Annotated in this window: 19 protein-coding genes and 2 pseudogenes; 9 read left to right on the top strand and 12 right to left on the bottom strand. The window is 73.0% G+C overall.

The genetic code is table 11. From position 1 onward, the window contains the following. Positions 1 to 132: 132 nt before the first annotated feature. The 3 genes from DEP02_RS17520 to DEP02_RS17510 all read right to left on the bottom strand — a co-directional run bounded on the left by DEP02_RS17520 (position 133) and on the right by DEP02_RS17510 (position 3,459). Positions 133 to 1,161 carry an SDR family oxidoreductase gene (locus DEP02_RS17520; protein WP_112468427.1) on the bottom strand — a complete coding sequence of 343 codons (1,029 nt, stop codon included), beginning with the start codon at positions 1,159 to 1,161 and terminating at the stop codon, positions 133 to 135. A 340-nt stretch (positions 1,162 to 1,501) separates the two neighbouring features. Then, on the bottom strand, positions 1,502 to 2,707 hold the full coding sequence (locus DEP02_RS17515) for an FUSC family protein (RefSeq protein WP_112468425.1): 1,206 nt from the start codon (positions 2,705 to 2,707) through the stop codon (positions 1,502 to 1,504). A 95-nt stretch (positions 2,708 to 2,802) separates the two neighbouring features. After that, positions 2,803 to 3,459 carry an HAD family hydrolase gene (locus DEP02_RS17510; protein ID WP_112468423.1) on the bottom strand — a complete coding sequence of 219 codons (657 nt, stop codon included), beginning with the start codon at positions 3,457 to 3,459 and terminating at the stop codon, positions 2,803 to 2,805. 385 nt (positions 3,460 to 3,844) lie between these two features. On the opposite strand from DEP02_RS17510, the gene DEP02_RS17505 reads away from it, so the two are divergent. The 3 genes from DEP02_RS17505 to DEP02_RS17495 are packed head-to-tail and all read left to right on the top strand — an operon-like array spanning position 3,845 to position 5,951. Then, positions 3,845 to 4,645 (top strand): SDR family oxidoreductase, encoded by an 801-nt coding sequence (locus DEP02_RS17505; protein WP_112468421.1) that lies wholly within the window; start codon positions 3,845 to 3,847, stop codon positions 4,643 to 4,645. A gap of 10 nt (positions 4,646 to 4,655) precedes the next feature. Further along, complete coding sequence (locus DEP02_RS17500) at positions 4,656 to 5,672, top strand: DNA topoisomerase IB (protein ID WP_112468419.1); 1,017 nt, start codon at positions 4,656 to 4,658, stop codon at positions 5,670 to 5,672. Positions 5,673 to 5,714: 42 nt separating this feature from the next. After that, positions 5,715 to 5,951, top strand: coding sequence for a hypothetical protein (locus tag DEP02_RS17495; RefSeq protein ID WP_112468417.1), 237 nt, complete (start codon positions 5,715 to 5,717; stop codon positions 5,949 to 5,951). 15 nt (positions 5,952 to 5,966) lie between these two features. Here DEP02_RS17495 and DEP02_RS17490 read toward each other — a convergent pair. Next, positions 5,967 to 6,686: pseudogene (locus DEP02_RS17490) on the bottom strand (RICIN domain-containing protein); the annotation flags it as partial. Between the two features lie 691 nt (positions 6,687 to 7,377). Next, the gene (locus DEP02_RS17485; protein WP_438947772.1) at positions 7,378 to 7,965 is read right to left on the bottom strand and encodes a VanZ family protein; all 588 of its coding nucleotides are present in this window, start codon (positions 7,963 to 7,965) and stop codon (positions 7,378 to 7,380) included. Positions 7,966 to 8,278: 313 nt separating this feature from the next. Between DEP02_RS17485 and DEP02_RS35870 the strand changes: the two genes are divergently transcribed. Then, positions 8,279 to 8,767, top strand: a complete 489-nt coding sequence (locus DEP02_RS35870; RefSeq protein ID WP_438947771.1) for an MrpF/PhaF family protein — start codon at positions 8,279 to 8,281, stop codon at positions 8,765 to 8,767. Here the strand turns inward: DEP02_RS35870 and DEP02_RS17475 are convergent, their stop codons facing one another. From DEP02_RS17475 to DEP02_RS17465, 3 genes are all read right to left on the bottom strand, one after another. Then, positions 8,768 to 9,430 carry a DUF4230 domain-containing protein gene (locus tag DEP02_RS17475; RefSeq protein WP_198668473.1) on the bottom strand — a complete coding sequence of 221 codons (663 nt, stop codon included), beginning with the start codon at positions 9,428 to 9,430 and terminating at the stop codon, positions 8,768 to 8,770. A gap of 68 nt (positions 9,431 to 9,498) precedes the next feature. Further along, positions 9,499 to 9,879: an anti-sigma factor antagonist gene (locus DEP02_RS17470; RefSeq protein WP_112468413.1), complete on the bottom strand. Its 381-nt coding sequence runs from the start codon at positions 9,877 to 9,879 to the stop codon at positions 9,499 to 9,501. Between the two features lie 145 nt (positions 9,880 to 10,024). Then, the gene (locus DEP02_RS17465) at positions 10,025 to 10,984 is read right to left on the bottom strand and encodes an NADP-dependent oxidoreductase (protein ID WP_198668472.1); all 960 of its coding nucleotides are present in this window, start codon (positions 10,982 to 10,984) and stop codon (positions 10,025 to 10,027) included. A 97-nt stretch (positions 10,985 to 11,081) separates the two neighbouring features. Here DEP02_RS17465 and DEP02_RS17460 point away from each other — a divergent pair, with 97 nt between their 5' ends. Together DEP02_RS17460 and DEP02_RS17455 are read left to right on the top strand one after the other, a co-directional pair. Next, positions 11,082 to 11,546 carry a pyridoxamine 5'-phosphate oxidase family protein gene (locus DEP02_RS17460; protein WP_112468410.1) on the top strand — a complete coding sequence of 155 codons (465 nt, stop codon included), beginning with the start codon at positions 11,082 to 11,084 and terminating at the stop codon, positions 11,544 to 11,546. Between the two features lie 76 nt (positions 11,547 to 11,622). Next, entirely contained in the window at positions 11,623 to 12,015 is a 393-nt protein-coding gene (locus tag DEP02_RS17455) for a VOC family protein (protein WP_112468408.1), read from the top strand. A gap of 124 nt (positions 12,016 to 12,139) precedes the next feature. Here DEP02_RS17455 and DEP02_RS17450 read toward each other — a convergent pair whose 3' ends face one another. The 4 genes from DEP02_RS17450 to DEP02_RS17435 form a co-directional block, all read right to left on the bottom strand. After that, on the bottom strand, positions 12,140 to 12,442 hold the full coding sequence (locus tag DEP02_RS17450; RefSeq protein WP_112468406.1) for a DUF4235 domain-containing protein: 303 nt from the start codon (positions 12,440 to 12,442) through the stop codon (positions 12,140 to 12,142). A gap of 45 nt (positions 12,443 to 12,487) precedes the next feature. Next, on the bottom strand, positions 12,488 to 13,507 hold the full coding sequence (locus tag DEP02_RS17445) for a glutathione S-transferase family protein (protein WP_112468398.1): 1,020 nt from the start codon (positions 13,505 to 13,507) through the stop codon (positions 12,488 to 12,490). Positions 13,508 to 13,884: 377 nt separating this feature from the next. After that, complete coding sequence (locus DEP02_RS17440) at positions 13,885 to 14,328, bottom strand: nitroreductase family deazaflavin-dependent oxidoreductase (protein WP_112468429.1); 444 nt, start codon at positions 14,326 to 14,328, stop codon at positions 13,885 to 13,887. A 124-nt stretch (positions 14,329 to 14,452) separates the two neighbouring features. Further along, a complete protein-coding gene (locus DEP02_RS17435; RefSeq protein ID WP_112468396.1) occupies positions 14,453 to 15,145 on the bottom strand; it encodes a lysine transporter LysE in 693 nt (230 codons plus the stop codon). A 280-nt stretch (positions 15,146 to 15,425) separates the two neighbouring features. Here DEP02_RS17435 and DEP02_RS17430 point away from each other — a divergent pair, with 280 nt between their 5' ends. The 3 genes and pseudogenes from DEP02_RS17430 to DEP02_RS17420 all read left to right on the top strand — a co-directional run. Further along, a complete protein-coding gene (locus tag DEP02_RS17430; protein WP_112468394.1) occupies positions 15,426 to 16,631 on the top strand; it encodes a cytochrome P450 in 1,206 nt (401 codons plus the stop codon). A gap of 12 nt (positions 16,632 to 16,643) precedes the next feature. Continuing rightward, complete coding sequence (locus DEP02_RS17425; protein ID WP_112468392.1) at positions 16,644 to 16,841, top strand: ferredoxin; 198 nt, start codon at positions 16,644 to 16,646, stop codon at positions 16,839 to 16,841. A 313-nt stretch (positions 16,842 to 17,154) separates the two neighbouring features. Then, positions 17,155 to 18,245, top strand: a pseudogene (locus DEP02_RS17420) (ricin-type beta-trefoil lectin domain protein); the annotation flags it as partial.

The raw sequence follows: 18,245 nt of genomic DNA, 5'->3' as shown, positions 1-18,245 counted from the left end.
GGGCCGACGGCCGATGACGCTCCGGGCGCGGCTGGTGAGGCCGGAGAGGGCCCGCCGCCGACGGGCGCGCCGGGCCGGCTTCGGCCGGAGCCGGGCCCGGACGGTCGGTCGGCCGCACGGGCCAGGTACTGCTCAGCCGACCCTGCGGCCCCGCATGGGCTCGGTGTCCGCGCCCTCGCCCTTCTGCAGTCCCTCCAGGAACTCCCGCAGGACCTCGGTGGCCGTACGCTCCGGGCGCCAGCCCAGCTCGGTGTGGGCCCGGGTGCAGTCCATCAGGGGCAGCCGCAGCACCGCGTCGAAGAGATGCGGGGACGCGGGGAGCAGATGCAGCCCCCAGGCGGCGGCGACCGCCGAGCGCGCGGCGACGCGCGGCAGCCGTACGGGCCGGGAGCCGAGCATCTCGCCCAGCACCTGGGCGTCCAGCGGCGGCTCGGCGGCGAGGTTGAACGGCCCCCGCACCTCATGGTGCAGCGCCAGCTGGCAGGCGCGGGCGGCGTCGTCGGTGTGCAGGGCCTGCACCCGCAGGCCGGGCACGTCCGGCAGGAACGGCAGCAGCTCGGGCCGGACCAGCTGGGCCGGCAGGAACCGCCCGCCGAAGATACGGCGCTGCTCACTCGCCGACTCCCGCTTGAACAGGAAGGCCGGGCGCATACGGACCACCCGCACATCCGGATGGTCCCGCTCGAAGGTGTCCAGGGCCCGCTCCAGATACGCCTTCTCCCGGCAGTACGCGGCGTCCGGCCAGCCGTGGGTCGGCCACGACTCGTCCACCGCGCGGTCCTTCGGCCCCGGCGAGTACGCGCCCACCGAGGAGGCGTGCACCAGAACCGGCACCCGTGCGGCGGACACCGCCTCGAAGACCCGGATGCTGCCGAGCACGTTGGTCCGCCAGGTGACCGCCGGATCGTGCGTCGGCTGGAAGGCCCAGGCCAGATGGATCACGGCGTCGGCGCCCGCGAACTCCCCGGCCAGACCGGACTGTTCGGACGACACGTCGACCGCCGACCACTCGGTCTTCGGCGGCGACCACTGCGGAATGCGGCGGGCCAGGCCCCGCACCGACCCGATCTCCGGGTCCTCGGAGAGAACGCGGACGACACTCGTGCCGACGTTGCCGGTGGCGCCCGTGACGACGACCCTGCTGCCCGAAGCGCTGCTCACCTTCGGCTCCTCTCGGGGGCGGCTGACAGTGCGGCCCACCGAGTACCCGGTCCCGGCCGGTCGACGCGAGCTGCAGGCAGGGGCGGCGGACGGGAAAGCCCCGACCGCGACGGGGGGATCGCGGCCGGGGCGGTTCAGGTGTGGGTACGCATGGCGGTCGCCTCTCGGCGAAAGGCTCCACAGGGCTTCAGCCGAACGATCGTCCCCGTGGGCGATAGGTGAGGCCCGGGGACACTGTCCCGTCCGCACCCACACCTGGTTCAACAGGGAACCACCGCCCGGTGTTCCCGCACAGGTCCCGTTCTGCGGTGATCCGCGTCACCGGCGTACGGCGCTCGGCTCACCGGCGTACGACATCCGGCACGACCTCCGCCCACACGTTCTCCGCCTGCAGCAGCAGGGAGCCGAGCACCGTCGTCCGGGTCGCCTCCCGCCCCGCCTGTTCGCGCAGCGCCTCCTGCATACGGTCGTGCAGTTCCTCCATCCTGGCCTCTGCCTCGCGATCCGGAGGCTGTACGGCTCCTGCGTGCTGGAGTCGGCCGGCCTCCGCCCGGCACCGGTCCGCGATCAGGTCCAGCAGCCGGGCGTAGGTCCGCAGGGTCCGGCTGTCCGGCGGCCCGGGCGTGCGGTCGTCGTCGGTGGCCACCGCGAGCGTCCGGGCGAGCGCCCCGATGTGGCCGGTGATCCGGCTCCAGCGCTCGTCCTCGGCCTCGGACGGCACGTCCGAGGGCACCCGCCGCAGGGCCCGCAGCGCGCCTTTGGGCATCCGCAGGCTCTCCCGGCTCCAGCCCCGGGCCGCACGCAGGGCCCCCAGACGCCGCTCCAGCCGGTCCGAGCCGAGGGACCAGTCGGCCGCCGCCCCCGAGTCCCAGTCGTCCCGGCCCAGGTCGGCGGCGATCCCGTGCAGCACGTCCGCCGCCTCCCGGGCGAGCGCGGCGAGGTTCTCCCGTACGTCCCGCAGATGGATCGGCGGCAGGATCAGCGCGTTGACGGCGACCCCGATCGCCGCGCCGAGCGCCGCCTGCCCCAGGCGATGGCCGACCGCGGCGCCGGAGACGCTGCCCGTGGCGAGGGTGAACAGGGCCGTGGTGGCGCCGTATGTTCCCTGGTCGCCGAAGCGGGGCCAGTTCGCCAGCAGCATCAGGACGGGTACGCACAGCGCGAGCGCCGCCGTGGTGTCGTCGGTGATCGCCTGGGCCGCCGAGGCGAGCAGTGTCCCCGCGCAGATCGCGGTGAGCTGCCGCACCGCCCGCATCAGCGAGCTGTAGACCGTCGCCTGCACCAGGACCACCGCCACCCACGGCGCCATCAGGGCCATCGGGTCGCCCAGCCAGACACCCGCCACGAGCCAGGCGAGCAGTGCCGCCGCCGCTGCCTTCAGCGACTGCACCACCAGGTCCCGCTCCCGGCCCGGCCCCCGGCAGGCCGCCCGGACCGCCCGGCCGACCGAACGCGCCTCCTCGCGCACCACCCCGGCCGGCCGGGCGGCGAGCGAGCGTGCGAGGGTGCGTACGTCCTCTCCCTGATCCCGGGTCCCCTGTGCCATGCCGGGTGGGTATCCAGAGATCACGCCGCCCCACGCGGCACATGTCACGCTCATCGGCCTTATCGCTCCTCGCCGGTTCGACGGCCGTCCGGTGCTCAGGCCAGCGGACTGTCCGCCAGGGAGGCCAGCAGGTGCGCGGGATCGTCGTAGACCGCCTTCGCCCCGGCCTGTTCCAGGTCGGCGCGCGGGATGCCGCCGCACAGGACGGCCACACAGCGCACCCCGGCCCTGCTGCCGGCCCGCATGTCCCAGACGGTGTCGCCCACGAACACCGCCCGCTCGGCGGGCACTCCGGCCAGTTCCAGGGCGTGCTCGACCGGTTCGGGGGAGGGCTTGCCCTCCTCCACGTCGTCGGAACTGGCCGTGGCGGCGATGGCGTCGTCCGCGTCGACGGCGCGGCGCAGCGCGCTCAGCTCCGGGCCGCTCGCCGAGGTGGCCAGGACCACCGTCCAGCCGTCCTCGTGCAGCCGCCGCAGCAGCCGCCCGGCGTCCTCGAGGGCCGGCAGCCGGTCGAAGTACTGGGCGTACAGCGCGGTGTGGGCGGCGCTGAGCCGGGCGTCCTGTTCCTTGTCGCGCTCCTCGCCGAGCAGGTGGGCGATCAGATCGGTGGAGCCGAGCCCCACCGAGCGGTGGATGGCGTGCATGGGCACCCGGTGGCCCGCCTGCCGGAAGGCCTCCCACCAGGTGGTGACGTGGAGGTGGTTGGTGTCGACGAGTGTTCCGTCGACGTCGAACACGGCGGCACGGTCCATCCGGGGGTCCTTTCCGGGACTTTGCGCATGCGGTCCTATGGGGCGCACGGGTACCACGCCGGACGCCCGCCACTCCGGAGGGCGTACGGCGCCCACGGGTCCAGTCCAGCAGCTCCTGCCTGTTCCACGTGGTCACCACGCGCTCCGGGGCGCCCCGCACTCCTCTGGCCGGGCGCGTGCGCGTCGGTGTCGACGGAGAGGGGAACGGCACGCCCGCGTCGACGGACCGGTGCGGCAGCCGTCGGCCGGTGCAGTGCCCGTCCGGCGGCTGCCGCACCATCCCGGCGCTCACGGACCCCGTCCGGCCCACCCGTCGGTTTGCCCGGAGCGCCGCCGGGTACTGCGATGCCTCGTCCGAGCCGATCCGTTCCGCAGGAGGCCCGTCATGTCCGCACCCGCCCCCGAGGTGGCCGTGATCACCGGTGCCGACTCCGGTATCGGCCGTGCCACCGCCGTACGCCTGGCCGAGGCGGGGATGGACATCGGCATCACCTGGCACAGCGACGAGAAGGGCGCCGAGGAGACCGCCGAGGAGGTCCGCGGCAAGGGCCGCCGGGCGGCCGTCGCCCGGATGGACCTCACCCGCCTGCCCGCCGACACGGAAGCGCTCGACCAGCTGTGCGACGAGCTCGGCCGGCTCGACGTACTGGTCAACAACGCCGGCACCGGCACGGCCACGCCCTTCCTCGACCTCACCCTGGACGACATGCGGCGCGTGCTGGACGTGGACCTGGTCGGGCCGTTCCTGTGCGGTCAGAAGGCGGCGCGCCGGATGATCCGGCAGGGCGGAGGCGGCCGGATCGTCAACGTGACCTCCGTGCACGAGCACCAGCCGCGCGTCGGCGCCGGACCCTACTGCGCGGCCAAGGGCGGCCTCGGCCTGCTCACCCAGGTCATGGCCCTGGAACTCGCCGAGCACGGCATCACCGTGAACGCGGTCGCGCCCGGCGAGATCGCCACACCCATGACCGGCCAGGAGGACACGGACGTGCACACCGAGCACCGCCCCGGAGTGCCGCTCGGCCGGCCCGGCGACGCCCGCGAGGTCGCCGCCGTAATCGCCTTCCTCGCGGGCCCCGACGCCTCCTACGTCACCGGAGCGTCCTGGAGCGTGGACGGCGGCATGCTCCGGATGGGCCCGATGGCCGGATCGCACCTGACCGGCGACGGCTGGCGGCGTCCCTGAGCGGGCCACCGTGCGACTGCGTACCAGCTCCTGCGACCGGCCCGGCTTCATCCGGGTCCGCTGCGGGCGCGGCTTCCACTACCAGGACACCGACGGCCGGCCGCTCAGGGACGCCGAGCACCTCGCCCGCATCCGCGCCCTGACCGTCCCGCCGGCCTGGCGCGAGGTGTGGATCTGCCCCTGGCCCCACGGCCATCTGCAGGCCGTCGGCACCGACGAAGCCGGACGCCGCCAGTACCTGTACCACGAGGAGTTCCGTGCCCAGCAGGAGCAGGCCAAGCACGAACACGTGCGCGAAGTGGCCCGCTCCCTGCCACAGCTGCGCGCCAGGGCCGCGGCCGACCTCGCCGGGCGGGGCCTGAGCCGGGCCCGGGTGACCGCCTGTGCCGTGCGCCTGCTCGACCTCGGCTTCTTCCGGATCGGCAGCGACCGGCACACCCGGCAGAGCGAGACCTACGGCCTGACCACGATGTTGCGCGAGCACGTCACCTGCGGCCGCGACGAGATCACCTTCAGCTATCCCGCCAAGGGCGGCACCGAGATCGTACGGGCACTGGTGGACGAGCAGGCGCACGCCGTGATCCGCGCCCTGCTGCGGCGGCGGCGCGGCGGGGAGCGGCTGCTGGTGTACTGGGAGGGCAGGGCCTGGCACGGCCTGCACGGCGCCGACCTGAACGAGACGCTGCGCAGGCTCTCCGGAACCGATGTCACGGCCAAGGACTTCCGCACCTGGCACGCCACGGTACTGGCCGCCGTGGGGGTCGCCGTCACCACCCGCGAGGCGCGCGACACGCCCGGGGCCCGGCGCCGGCAGATCGCCCGTACGGTCCGCGAGGTCAGCCACTACCTCGGCAACACCCCCGCGGTGTGCCGCGACTCCTACATCGACCCGAAGGTCTTCGAACTGTTCGAGGAGGGTGAGACGATCGCTCCCGTGCTCACCCGGCTGGGCGAGCACGGGAGCTTCGGGCGCCCGGCGACGCAGGGGGCCGTGGAGGCCGCGGTGCTCGGACTTCTCCAGCGGTGAGGCCGGGTCCGTCGCAGCGGTCGGCGTTCTACGCTGGATGGTATGACTGAAGTTGGCCTCCACATCTCCCGGCCGCGCATCCTGGTGCTCGGCGTGCAGCCGGGCAATCCGCCCTTCCGTGTCATGGAGATCGACGGTGAGGTGGTCGGCGAGGCGAGGACCATCACCGACGTGCTCGAAGCCGCCGCCGCCTTCGGCATCAGAGTCCATGACCTGGACGACCCGGACGTGGTCCGCTGGGTCGGCGGCGACAAGTTCACCTGGACCGTGCACCACTAGCGGTGCTTCGTCGGCTCAGCCGACGGTCCACTTCTGGTTGGCGCCGCCCGTGCAGGTCCAGATCTGCAGCCGGGTGCCGTTGGCCGGGTTGTTGCCGGTGACGTCCAGGCACTTGTCCGCCTGCGGGCTGACGATGTCGTGCGCCGGGGAGACGACCCACTTCTGGTTCGGTCCGCCGGTGCAGTCCCACAGTTGGACGGTGGAGCCGTCCGCGGTGCCGTGGTCCGTGACGTCCAGGCACTTGCCGAGCGCGCGCAGGGTGCCGTCCGCGGCGGGCGTCCACTGCTGGGCCGGGGTGCCGTTGCAGCCGTAGAGCTGAACCGGGGTGCCGTTGGCAGGGCCGGCTCCGGCCACGTCCACGCACTTGCCGGCCAGACCCCGGATCGCGCCGCCGGTGGGCGTGTCGCTCGTGGTCACCGAGACCGAGTCGACCACGAGCTGGGCCGGGAAGGAGGTGGAGCCGTCCGGGTCGCCCGGCCAGTGGCCGCCCACGGCCAGGTTCAGGATCAGGAAGAACGGCTTGTTGAACACCCAGCTCCTCCCGCCCAGGTCGGCGGGCGTACGGCGCTGGTAGACGGTGCCGTCCACCGACCAGGTGATCGCGTCGGGCGCCCAGTCGACGGCGTAGGTGTGGAAGGCGTCCGCGAAGGCCTGGCCGCCCGGCAGGGAGTACGCCGCGCCGATGCCACCCGCGCCGGAGTAGCCGGGGCCGTGGAGGGTGCCGTGGACCGTGGCGGCGGCGGAGACCCTGGGGGGTCCGCCTGCGCGGGGGCGACCATGGTGGAGCCGGCCAGAACGGCGGACAGGGCGGCGAGCAGACAGCTGCGGAGCAGGCGTGGACGGGCCGCGGCTCTCCCTTCCGTGCGGCGGCCCGCGCACGGGCGCGCCGACCGTTGTGGGGAGTTGGCAACTGCTCGCCAAGGAGCGTGTATAAGGCTGGTTTAGCTCGATCGTGTGATGGTCGGCTTCCGGGCTTGCGGTGTGCTGGGCCGGTCGGGGTAGCGTGGCCGTGCGATCTGGGACGCCGGGTGCGGTGCCTGGGGGTGCCCCCTCTGGGGGAGTGCGGGGCCCCTGCTCCACCAGCGAGATGGTTCAGGGCCTCCCCGTCGCCTCTGGCCGTTCCCACAGGCCAGGTCGTGAGGCGTGGACATCAGCAGCCTCCGGCTGCGGGCCGCCCGCCCGGCCCGGACCACGGACACGATCCGTGTCGCCGCCCGGGATGCGGCGGCGTCCATCAGCGACCTCCGGTCGCGGGGGACGACCAGTGCGCCCACAACCGTTCGGGGCGTGCCAGTGCGCGGACTCACTCCCGCTCACTGCCCAGGAACGGTGAAGGGGTCACCTTGATTGAAGGAGTGGGACAAGTGACCGTCAATACCTTGGTACGGGCCAGTTCCGAGGGGAGTCCCCAGGGCGGCTCCGACGCTCACTCACGCGGCTTGCGCGCGTGCACCGCCCGGCCCATCCGTCGGCCCAGGAACAGGTAACCGGCCAGCGCGCCCGAGGTGTTGAGGATGACGTCGTCGATGTCGAAGGCCCGCCCGGTGAGCAGTGCCCCCTGCGCGAACTCCACCAGCAGCATCACCGTCGCCGTCAGCAGAACGACCCGCAGCACCCCTCGCGCCCCCGGCGCCACCACCGGAACCAGCACGCCGAACGGCACCCCCAGCAGCAGGTTCCCGCCGATCTGCTTGACCGTCTCCCGCAGCCCCGGCGACTCCAGATAGGCCCGCAGCGAGCGCCCGGGACGCAGATTGGTGTGCGCGATGGACGTCGACGCCGGCGACGGCTCGAGCGTCAGCTTCGCCAGCACGACCGCGAACGCCACCATGAAGACGAACGCGCACAGCATCACCGGCAGCCGCAGCGGCCAGGGCAGCGGCCGGAGCCCTCCGGGGGCCGGCCGTGGCACCCGCCGGGCCCCGGAGGGACGTAAGCCCCGCCGGGCCCCGGCCCCGCGCGGACGGAACACGGTACGCGGGCGGAGCCCCAGGCGGGCCATACGGTCCTCCATTCGCCAACTTCCTTGTGTGGTAAGCCGGTTACCCGCGAACGACCCGGCGATACCCCACCCCGGCCGAGGCCCCGCCCACGGCCGGTTGCCGTTGCTGCCGACGGGACATCCGGGCTTCGGCCCCGCGCGCCACCACCCGACCCACGGCCCGGGCGGTGCTCGGAGGCCGGGAAGCGGTGTACCCGAAGTCCGTCGCACAGCGGCGGACAGAGCCCGCGGAGGTGGAGTGTGAACGCACGTACGACGCTCCTCGCCGCGGGCGAGCCGGCCGTGAGGCGGTCGGGCCGTGGGCTTCGGCACCACCCTGTGAGGCGTGGCGACCGGACCGCTGAAGCGCCGCGTCGTCGCCCAGAACCTGTCCAGCGCCATGGTCTGCCCCGGACTGCTGCTGCTCTCCCAGGTCTACGGCCGCACCGCCTACGTCGATCTCGCCCTGCTCCTGGCCCTGTTGGGCCCGGTCGGCACCCTCGTCCTCGCCCGGCTGCTCGCCGGTGAACTCGCCGTCGGCGCGGTGCCCGGCTTCGTCGGCCTGGTGGGACACACGGTCGACGAGGCCGGGACCTGGGGCGTGTTCTCCTCCGTGGAGTGGACCGCGACCGGCGTCCTGCTGGACCTGCTGTCCACCGCGCCGGCGGTGGGACTCGCGGCCCTGGCCGTCACCCGTCCGCAGCTGCTGGGCGCACCCGAGTGGGCGCTGCCGCTGCGGCGCCTGCAGTCGGGCCACGTCGGCGACTACGGGGCCTGGCTGCTGGTGGGGACGGCCCTGCTCGGGGCGCCGGTCCTGCCCGGAGTCCTCGGCTGATCAGGTCCCGTAGGTGATGTGCACCTCCTTGAAGCCGAGGGACTTCAACAGCCCTTCGAGCATGCCGGTGGTGTTGGCCTCCGCCCGCGCGGTCAGCCCGCTGTCCCTGGCCGCCTCGGCGATGTGCCTGACCGCGAGCTGCTGCACGGCGCGCTCGCTGTTCGGGTTGTCGGAGAACAGGTCGCCGAGGCGGTCGAGCAGACCGCGCTGCTTGGAGACGGCGTAGGAGTGGTCCGCGTCCAGGGCCGGTCTGCCGAGCCGGGCGTGCGGCAGCCGCAGCGTGGCCGACGTACGGTCGTCGTCGACCGTCACGTCCTTGCCGCCGACCCCGCCGAGGTCCACGTAGGCGTCCACGGTGCCGGCGCCGACGTACAGGGTGCGGGTGCCGCGGATCGCGTCGGGCAGGTACTTCGCGTCCTTCTCCAGGTCCACCACGACCTGGAAGTTGCCGGAGGCGGCGTCGTAACGGCTGAGATCCTGGATGGACTTCAGCAGCGCGGGGCCGGAGCGGTCGTGCGTCTCGGTGCCGAACAGGTCCTTGACACCGGGCAGCACGGCCAGCCCGATGCCGGCGAACAGCACGGCGAGCACCACCACGAGGGCACCCACCGCCTTCGCCCAGCCGGGCATGCGCCGGGACGGTCGCTCGTGGGAAGTCGTCATGCGACGGTCCTCCTTCCTCCCACTGCGCATGCCCGCCAAAGCCCTTGCCAGTCAGCCCTGTTGGCTGATCACACCGAACCGGACGCGGCCTCGGGCCGCTCCAGGGCCGCGTCCAGGGTCGGCTGCGGGGGCAGCAGCCGGGCAAGGCCCGTCACCTTGAGGATGCGCAGGGTCAGCGGGTGTGCGCACACCAGGCGCAGCTCCCCGCCCCGGTCCAGGACCCGGCCGCGGGCCCGGTACAGCAGACGCAGTCCGGAGCAGTCGAAGAAGTCGACTCCGCTCAGATCGATCACGACCCGGACCCCGGGCCGGGCCGTGACCCGGTCCAGATACGGGGCGATCTGCGCCGCCGCGGCGATGTCGATCTCGCCGTGGAACTCCAGCACGGTGTGCCCGCGGTCCCGGCGGACACGCAGATGCCGGGTCAGCGGCGCGGGTTCGTTCGCCACGACGACTTCTCCTCCAACCGGCCCCTGCACGGCAAGTTACCCCTGTAGGAGGGAATTCCAGCATGTTCGGTTGACATATTTCTTCGAATTGCTGTCAACTGCCATCCATTTCTGGCCAGTTGATGTCAGCTGTGGTCAGTTGCGGTCAGTCCATCAGTAGGACCAGCTTCCCCGTGGTGCGGCCGGTGTCACCGAGTTCATGCGCCTTCGCCGCCTCGGCCAGCGGGAAGGTGCCGGCGATCTCGGCACGCAGCCTGCCCTCCTCGACGAGCCCCGCGATCGCCGTCATGCCGTGGTGGTCGGCGTCGACCAGCATCCGCAGCGCCCGCACTCCGAGCCGGTCGGCCTCCTCGTAGAAGTCGTCGGAGCCGACCGGCAGGATCGACACCACGAGCCCGCCCGGGCGCAGCACCCGCAGCGAACGGAGGGAGGTGTCGCCGCCGATGGTGTCCAGCACGACGTCGACGTCCCGCACGGCCTCGGCGAAGTCGGTCGTACGGTAGTCGACCGGCTCGTCCACACCGATCCCGCGCAGAAAGTCGTGCTTGCCCGCGCTCGCGGTACCGATGACGTACGCGCCACGCGCCTTGGCGATCTGCACCGCCACATGACCGACTCCGCCGGCTGCCGCATGGATCAGCACCCGCTGCCCCGCGCGGAGGTCCGCCCGCTCCACCAGCGCCTGCCAGGCGGTCAGCGACACCAGCGGCAGCGCGCCCGCCCGGGTGTGGTCGACCCCGGCGGGCTTGAGCGCGAAGGCGCGGGCCGGGGCGGTCACGTACTCGGCGTGCGAGCCGTGGCCGAACGGGTAGGGCAGCATGCCGAAGACCTCGTCCCCCGGCCGGAAGAGTGACGCACCGATCCCGGTCGCCTCGACGACGCCGGAGACGTCCCAGCCCAGCACGAACGGCGGCTCGCCCAGGAAGCCGCCGGTGGCCCGGTGCTTCCAGTCGGTGGGATTCACCCCGGCGGCCCGCACCCGCACCAGCACCTCGTTGGGCCGCGGCGCGGGCCGCTCCACCTCGATCAGCTTCAGCACCCCGGGCCCACCGAGGACGTCCTGGCCGACGGCACGCATCGTGTTCACGGTGTTCACGTCGTTCATGGTGGACCATCCTCCCCGGCTCCGCCCGCCGGAACGCCGGATGATCCACACTGAGGGGGTTCCGTCCGTACGACGACGACCAGGAGGCTGCCCGACCATGACCCCGCCCACCGTACGCTCCGCGAATCAGCGCAAGCTGGACACCCTGCACCGGCTGGAGAACGACGTCGACGCCTGGGTGGCGACGGCCGACGCCGGGGGAGGGGTGCCGTACCTGGTGCCGCTGTCGTTCCTCTGGGACGCGGGGATGCTGCTGGTGGCCACCCCCGAGGCCAGCCCCACCGGCCGGAACCTGCGCGAGACCGGCAGGGCCCGCCTCGGTATCGGGCACACCCGGGACGTGGTCATCGTTGAGGGCACCGTCGAAACCGTGCCGCCCGCCGAACTGACCGAGGAAGAAGCCGAGTTGTTCGCCGCCAAGACCCGCTTCGACCCCCGCCGGCTGGCCGCGCCCTACCTGTACTTCCGGATCCGCCCCCAGCGCGTGCAGGCCTGGCGCGAGGCGAACGAGCTGGACGGACGGGAGTTGATGCGTGACGGGCAGTGGCTGGTGGACGACTGAAACCGCGGGGCGCGGATACCAGGGACACAAACGCGGCGGGCACCCATGCCCTGCCGCCGGACCCTTCGGAGGGGACATGCCACTGGTGACCGCGGGCGTCGTCGTGCTCGACTGCGCCGAGCCCGAGAAACTCGCCGTGTTCTACAAGGAGTTGCTGCAGGCGCGGGAGACGGACGTGACCGCCGACCGGGTGGGGATACGGGCCGCCGACGGACTGCGGCTGGCCTTCCGGCGCGACGCGAACGCCACCCCGCCGAGCTGGCCGCGCCCCGAGAACTCCCTCCAGGTCCACCTGGACTTCCTGGTGGAGGACCTGGACGCGGCCGAGCGCCGGGTCGTCGAACTCGGCGGCCGCCCTCTGGATGCGAAGGGAGACCCCGGCCCGTACGAGGAGCGCAGCTGCTCCGACCCGGCCGGCCACAGCTTCACCCTCCGCCGAGCCCCCCGAGTGGGCCCCAAACAGGGCTGACCTCCCACTCAGCCGCTGCCTGACCGGTGCGGGTGGGGTGCGCTGCGGGGGCGGGCGCGCTGCCCGCGCTCGTGGGGCGCCTCCCCCAGGCTCTTCGAGCAGGGGGAGGCACGACTGCCCGCAGCTACGCGCTCCGACCGTCCTTCGACTTCGCCGGCCAGACACCCGTCGACCGCTCGATCGCCGTCGCCCCCGCACGGTCCACCGCACTGCGCACCACGGCGAAGATCGCGCCCTGGACGGCCGCCGCGAGCAGAATCTCCCCCCAGCGGCGGTCCGCGTCGAGCGGGTCGGGTGCGTCGTCCTCGTGCCGGACGGCCTTCCACGTCGCGCGGAAGGCCATTCCGGCCAGCGCACCGCCGGCCCAGCCCAGCACGAAGCCGAGGGGCTGGTAGGCGAGCGGGAGCTTGTGCTTCTTCTTGGCCACCTGTGTCTCCTTGTCTCCTTTGCCGGTGGGGAGGACCGTGGGCCGTCAGGGCCTGCCCTGCGCGGGAATCTCCTCGCCGGGCCGTACGGGACCCGGCGGCGTGCCGTCACCGAAGGGGCGCCCGCCGAGCTCCTCCCGGTGATGCGGGGTCAGCCAACCGGACAGGTCGGGCCCGAGGGGCACGATGCCGGTGGGGTTGATGCCCGTGTGCACCTCGTAGTAGTGCCGCTTGATGTGGTCGAAGTCGACCGTGTCGCCGAAGCCGGGCGTCTGGTACAGATCGCGGACGTACGCCCACAGCACGGGGTTCTCGGCCAGCTTCCAGCGGTTGCACTTGAAGTGTCCGTGATAGACGGCGTCGAAACGGACCAGCGTGGTGAACAGCCGGATGTCCGCCTCGGTGATCGTGTCGCCGACGAGGCAGCGCTGCCCGGCCAGGCGGTCCGTCAGCAGGTCCAGCCGGCGGAACACGCCCGCGCAGGCGGCCTCGTACTCCTCCTGGTTCGTGGCGAAGCCCGAGCGGTACACCCCGTTGTTGACGTCCTCGTACACCTGGGCCATCACCGTGTCGATCTCGTCGCGCAGCGCCCGCGGATACAGGTCCGGCGCCCCCGGACGGTGCAGGGCCGTCCACTCGGTGGCGAGGTCGAGCGTGATCTGCTGGAAGTCGTTGGTGACCAGCTTGCCGCTGGGCACGTCGACGACCGCGGGCACGCTCACGCCGCCGGGGTAACCCGTCTCCCGCCGGTCGTAGGCCTCGCTCAGGAAGCGGATCCCGAGCACCGGATCACGGCCGTCGGCGTCGAGCGTGAAACGCCAGCTGCGGTCGTCCTGGATCGGATCGGCGACGGCCAGCGACAGGGCGTCCTCCAGCCCCAGCAGCCGCCGCGACACCAGCGCCCTGCTCGCCCACGGACAGGCACGGCTGACCACCAGCCGGTAACGCCCGGCCTCCACCGGCCAGCCGTCCTGCCCGTCGGCGGTGATCCGGTCCGCGAAGTGGCTCCTGGACCGCTTGAAGGCCTTGTGACCGTAGGCGGCGTTGCCCTCGGCCCCGTCGCTCATGTGTCCTCCCTGCTCAGCGTGTGCCCTGGTGAACGCGTTCCCCGAAATCCGCCGTCGGCACTGTGTGACCCGCACCGACCGGGACAGTCGGCGGACGTGAGCGGGACACCCGGGGAGCATCCGACGGACGACACGCGGAACCACACACGCAATCACACCCAAGACCACGCGAGGAAGCACGCCGAGGCCCGCGGCACCCGCGTCGCCGTGCCGGTGGCCGCCCGGATCGGTCTGGCCCTCGGCCTGGACAGCGAGTGGGGGGAGGAGGCACGGGAGAGCCCCGCCGCGACGGGGGAGCGCGGCGGGGCCCGAGGCACGGGTGCCCGGGCAGGGCGGACTCATGCCTCCCGGCCCGGACTCCTTTTCCGGCCGGCGCCTCAGCCCGCCGCCTCCAGCACGAAGACCGGGATCTCCCGTGAGGTCTTCTTCTGGTAGTCGGCGTACGGGGGAAACGCGGCGACGGCCCGCTCCCACCACTCGGCCTTCTCCGCGCCGGTGACCTCACGGGCCGTCATGTCCTGCTTGACCGGGCCGTCCTGCAGCTCGACCCGGGGGTCGGCCTTGAGGTTGAAATACCAGAACGGGTGCTTGGGCGCACCGCCCTGGGAGGCCACCACGGCGTAGCGCCCGTCGTGCTCCACGCGCATCAGCGGCGTCTTGCGGATCCTGCCGCTGCGTGCGCCCACCATGGTCACCACGACGACGGGCAACCCCGTGTCCCGCAGCGTGGTCCCCTCGGTGCCGCCGGAGCTCTCGTACAGCTCCACCTGCTCCCGCACCCACTGGGTCGGGCTGGGTTCGTACTCGCCCTCAAGAGGCATGCCGTCCACCCTCTCGTCGCGTCCTGAGACTGGTCCTGAGACTGATCGTGCGCCGCCCATTCAACATCCGCACCGGCCCGGTTCATCCCCACCGCGCTGGGCACCGCTTCCCGAGGGCGGTCGCTCACCCCGGCGACACCGGCATCCGTACCGCCGGCGCGGTGATCATGCAGCTGGACACGAGCGCCGTCACCAGCCGCCCCCGGTGACCGGTCAGGGCCCGGCCGAGCAGCGCGCCGCCGCCGGCGAGCAGCAGCTGCCAGCTCGCAGACGCGGCGAAGGCCGCGAGGACGGACACCGCCTGCTCGGCCGGTGGTACGGCGTGCGCGGCGCGGCTGCCGAGCGCCGGCGCCGCGAAGTGGATCAGCGTGGTGGGGTTGAGCAGGGTGATCCCGAGCAGCGCCAGGTACGCCCGTGCCGGACCCGGCACGGGCGGGTCGACGCGGGTGGCGAGCCGGTGCCCGCGGTACCGCCGCAGGGCGGTGACCGCCCTGGCCAGGGCCAGTGCCGCCGGCACCAGGGCCGACGCCAGGCGCAGCAGCCCCAGCCTGCGCGGCCTGCCCGCCCTCACCACCACGGCGGCCGACGCCCGGCGCAGCGGCCCCAGCACCGGCCGCAGCAGGCCCGCCAGGGCCGAACCGCCCAGTGCGGTCGGCAGGGCGTGGAGGCCGTCGGCGGTGGCGACACCGAGCGCGGTGCAGGAACCGGTCCGCAGGGACGTACGGGCGGTGAGGGTGACGAGGTAGGTCCCGACGGCGCCCACGGGTACGGCGATGCCGTAGCCCGCGAGCAGCCCGGCGACGAGCGCCGCGGTCACGGCAGCGCGGGACCGGGCCTCCGGGGACGGCCGGGTCGCTGCCGGCACCGCGCCGGAAGGCCGGCGGCGGACGGCAGCGGCAGGAACACGCCGGTCGTGGGCATGGCCGGATCCTGTACGCCGTGCGGTTTCGGCGGCAACCGATTTACCATGCGGAATGGGTGATTCCCGGCCAGTTCCCGCCGATCGTCGATCTGGCCGGACTTCCCGTCGCGCCGATGGATGCCCCGGGCATCCCATGAGGGCCGGCACGGCGCACCCTTCGTCTGCGAGGTCTCCCATGACGGACCTGACCGAACTGTCCGAACCCGTTGCCTTCCCCCAGGACCGGAGCTGCCCCTACCACCCGCCCACCGGATACGACCCGCTGCGCGCCACCCGGCCGCTGGCCCGCATCCGGCTCTACGACGGCCGCCCGGCCTGGCTCGTGACCGGCCACGGCCTCGCCCGTGACCTGCTGGTCGACCCCCGGCTGTCCACGGACCCCACCCGCTCGGGCTTTCCGGCCACCACGCCCCGCTTCGTCGCGGTCCGCAACCGCAAGCCCGCGCTCCTGGGCGTCGACGACCCCCGGCACCGCACCCAGCGGCGCATGATGATCCCGAGCTTCACCCTCAGGCGCGCCACCGAGCTCAGGCCCCGGATCCAGGAGATCGTCGACCACCTGCTGGACGAGATGACCGCCCAGGGGCCGCCCGCCGAGCTGGTGCGCGCCTTCGCGCTGCCGGTGCCGTCCACGGTGATCTGCGCGCTGCTCGGCGTGCCCTACGCCGACCACGAGTTCTTCGAGGCGCAGTCGAGGCGGCTGCTGCGCGGCCCGACGGCCGAGGACACCCAGGACGCCCGGGACCGGCTGTACGCGTACCTGGACGCACTGATCGACCGCAAGCAGCGGCAGGCCGGCGAGGGCCTGCTGGACGAACTGGTCCAGCAGCGGCTGAGCGAGGGCGAACTCGACCGCGAGGAGCTGACCGCCCTGGCGATGATCCTCCTGGTCGCGGGCCACGAGACCACCGCCAACATGATCTCCCTGGGCACCTACACGCTCCTGCTCCACCCCGACCGGCTGGCCGAACTGCGCGCCGACCCCTCGCTGCTGCCCACCGCGGTCGAGGAGCTGATGCGGATGCTGTCCATCGCGGACGGACTGCTGCGCCTGGCCACCGAGGACATCGAGATCGCCGGGACCACGATCAGGGCCGGGGAGGGCGTGGTCTTCTCCACCTCCGTCATCAACCGGGACGAGGACGTCTACCCCGCCCCCGACACCCTCGACTGGCACCGCCCGGCCCGCCACCACGTCGCCTTCGGCTTCGGCATCCACCAGTGCCTCGGCCAGAACCTCGCCCGCGCCGAGCTGGAGATCGCCCTGGGCACCCTCTTCGAGAGGGTGCCCACGCTCCGGCTCGCCGCCCCGCCGGACGAGATCCCCTTCAAACCCGGCGACACCATCCAGGGGATGCTGGAACTCCCCGTGAGCTGGTAAGAAGCTGCCGCCATGCGCATCCGCATCGACAAGGACCGCTGCATCGGCGCCGGACAGTGCGCCCTGACCGCCCCGGGCGTGTTCACCCAGGACGACGACGGTTTCAGCACCCTGCTGCCCGGCCGCGAGGACGGCGGCGGCGACCCGCTGGTCCGGGAAGCCGCCCGGGCCTGCCCCGTGGGAGCCATCACGGTGTCGGAGGACGACTGAACCCGGCGAGCCGTGCGAGGACGGCGGCCGGCCGGAGTTCGGCCGGGAGCGGGCACTGGATCTTCTGGACACCTTCCAGGAACAGCCTGCCGCGGGGTCGTAATTGCCTTTGAAAAATCGTCAACAAGTGTTTTCCGAGAGCATTTTGCGTAAAACCGTGTGATCCCTTGTTGCTCGCCGTCGGCCTGTGCAAAGGTGTGGCCTGTCGGCGAGCAGACAATGGGTCCTCCCTCTGCGCGGGGGACGTTCAAGATGCCGACGCCTCTTTTTTTGGCACGAACCAAAACCGCGGTGTGTACGGAGGAATGCAGCCGTGAAAGACCCGGGTCTGTCCAATTCCCCCACGTCGCGCGATCTGTTCGGTATCACGGACGAACAGTTGAGCGCGGAACTCAGGAAGTGGACGGGTGCCACGCCCGCGCTGCAGCCCGTCGGTGAACTGCTGGACCGGCACTGGGAAGCGGCGTTCGCCTACGCACGGCTGTGCACCGACGGTCCGCAGTCCGCGGGCATGCTCACCACCGCGGCCTTCACCCGCCTGTTCGGACAGTCCCTGCGGCAGTCGGGGCCGACAGCCGCCTGGCGTCCCCAACTGCTCGTCACGGTACGGCGCATCGCGGCCGAGTGGGGCGCGGACCACCGGCAGGAGATGCTGCACCCGGAGCTGCGGGCGGCGGGCGACGACGGAGACCGGATCGGCGCGCGCCTGCTGCCGCCGAGCGACCGGCGTCTGCTCTCCCGGGCGTTCCAGCGGCTGCCCCAGACCGCCCGCGCCCTGCTGTGGCACACCGAGGTCGAGGCCGAACCGCTCGCGGTCCCGGCCCGGCTGCTCGGCATCGACGAGGAGGACGCGCGCGTCGAGTTGCGGCGGGCCCGCGAACGGCTGCGCGAGGAGTGCCTCCAGGTGCACCGCGAGGCCGCCCCCCGGCAGGAGTGCCTGCTCTACCTCCGGCTGCTGGACGTCACCTACCGGCGCGGCGTCGACCTCGACCCCGACCTGCGCACGCACCTGGCCGGCTGCACGCACTGCCGGCACACCGCCGGCCAACTGTCCCAGTTCGGCGCGGGCCTGGGTGCCGCGCTCGCCGAGGGTGTCCTCGGCTGGGGCGCCCACGCCTACCGCGACTCCCGCCTGACGCCGACGGCCCCGGAAGCCCCGGCGTCCCCACCGTCCGCCGACGGCGAGCCGTTCGTACCGGTCGGAGGAGAAGCGTTCGATTCCGCCGGCTCGGGTGCGCCGTCCCCCGGCGGAAGGGCGACGCCGGATCCGTCCGCTGTGGCAGCCGCTGCCTCTGGTGCGGCGCTGGGGGCCGGCACGGGTTCCCCGGCCGGGGCCCGGGGCCGCGCCCGACGCCCGGCCTCCGGGCCGGAGCCGGGCGTGGAGCCGCTGTCGACGGGCCGTGG

Source organism: Streptomyces triticisoli, assembly GCF_003270085.1.
In the GTDB taxonomy this organism is placed as follows: domain Bacteria; phylum Actinomycetota; class Actinomycetes; order Streptomycetales; family Streptomycetaceae; genus Streptomyces; species Streptomyces triticisoli.
The sequence above is the reverse complement of the archived record's forward strand: the minus strand, read 5'-3'. Positions and strand labels throughout refer to the sequence as shown.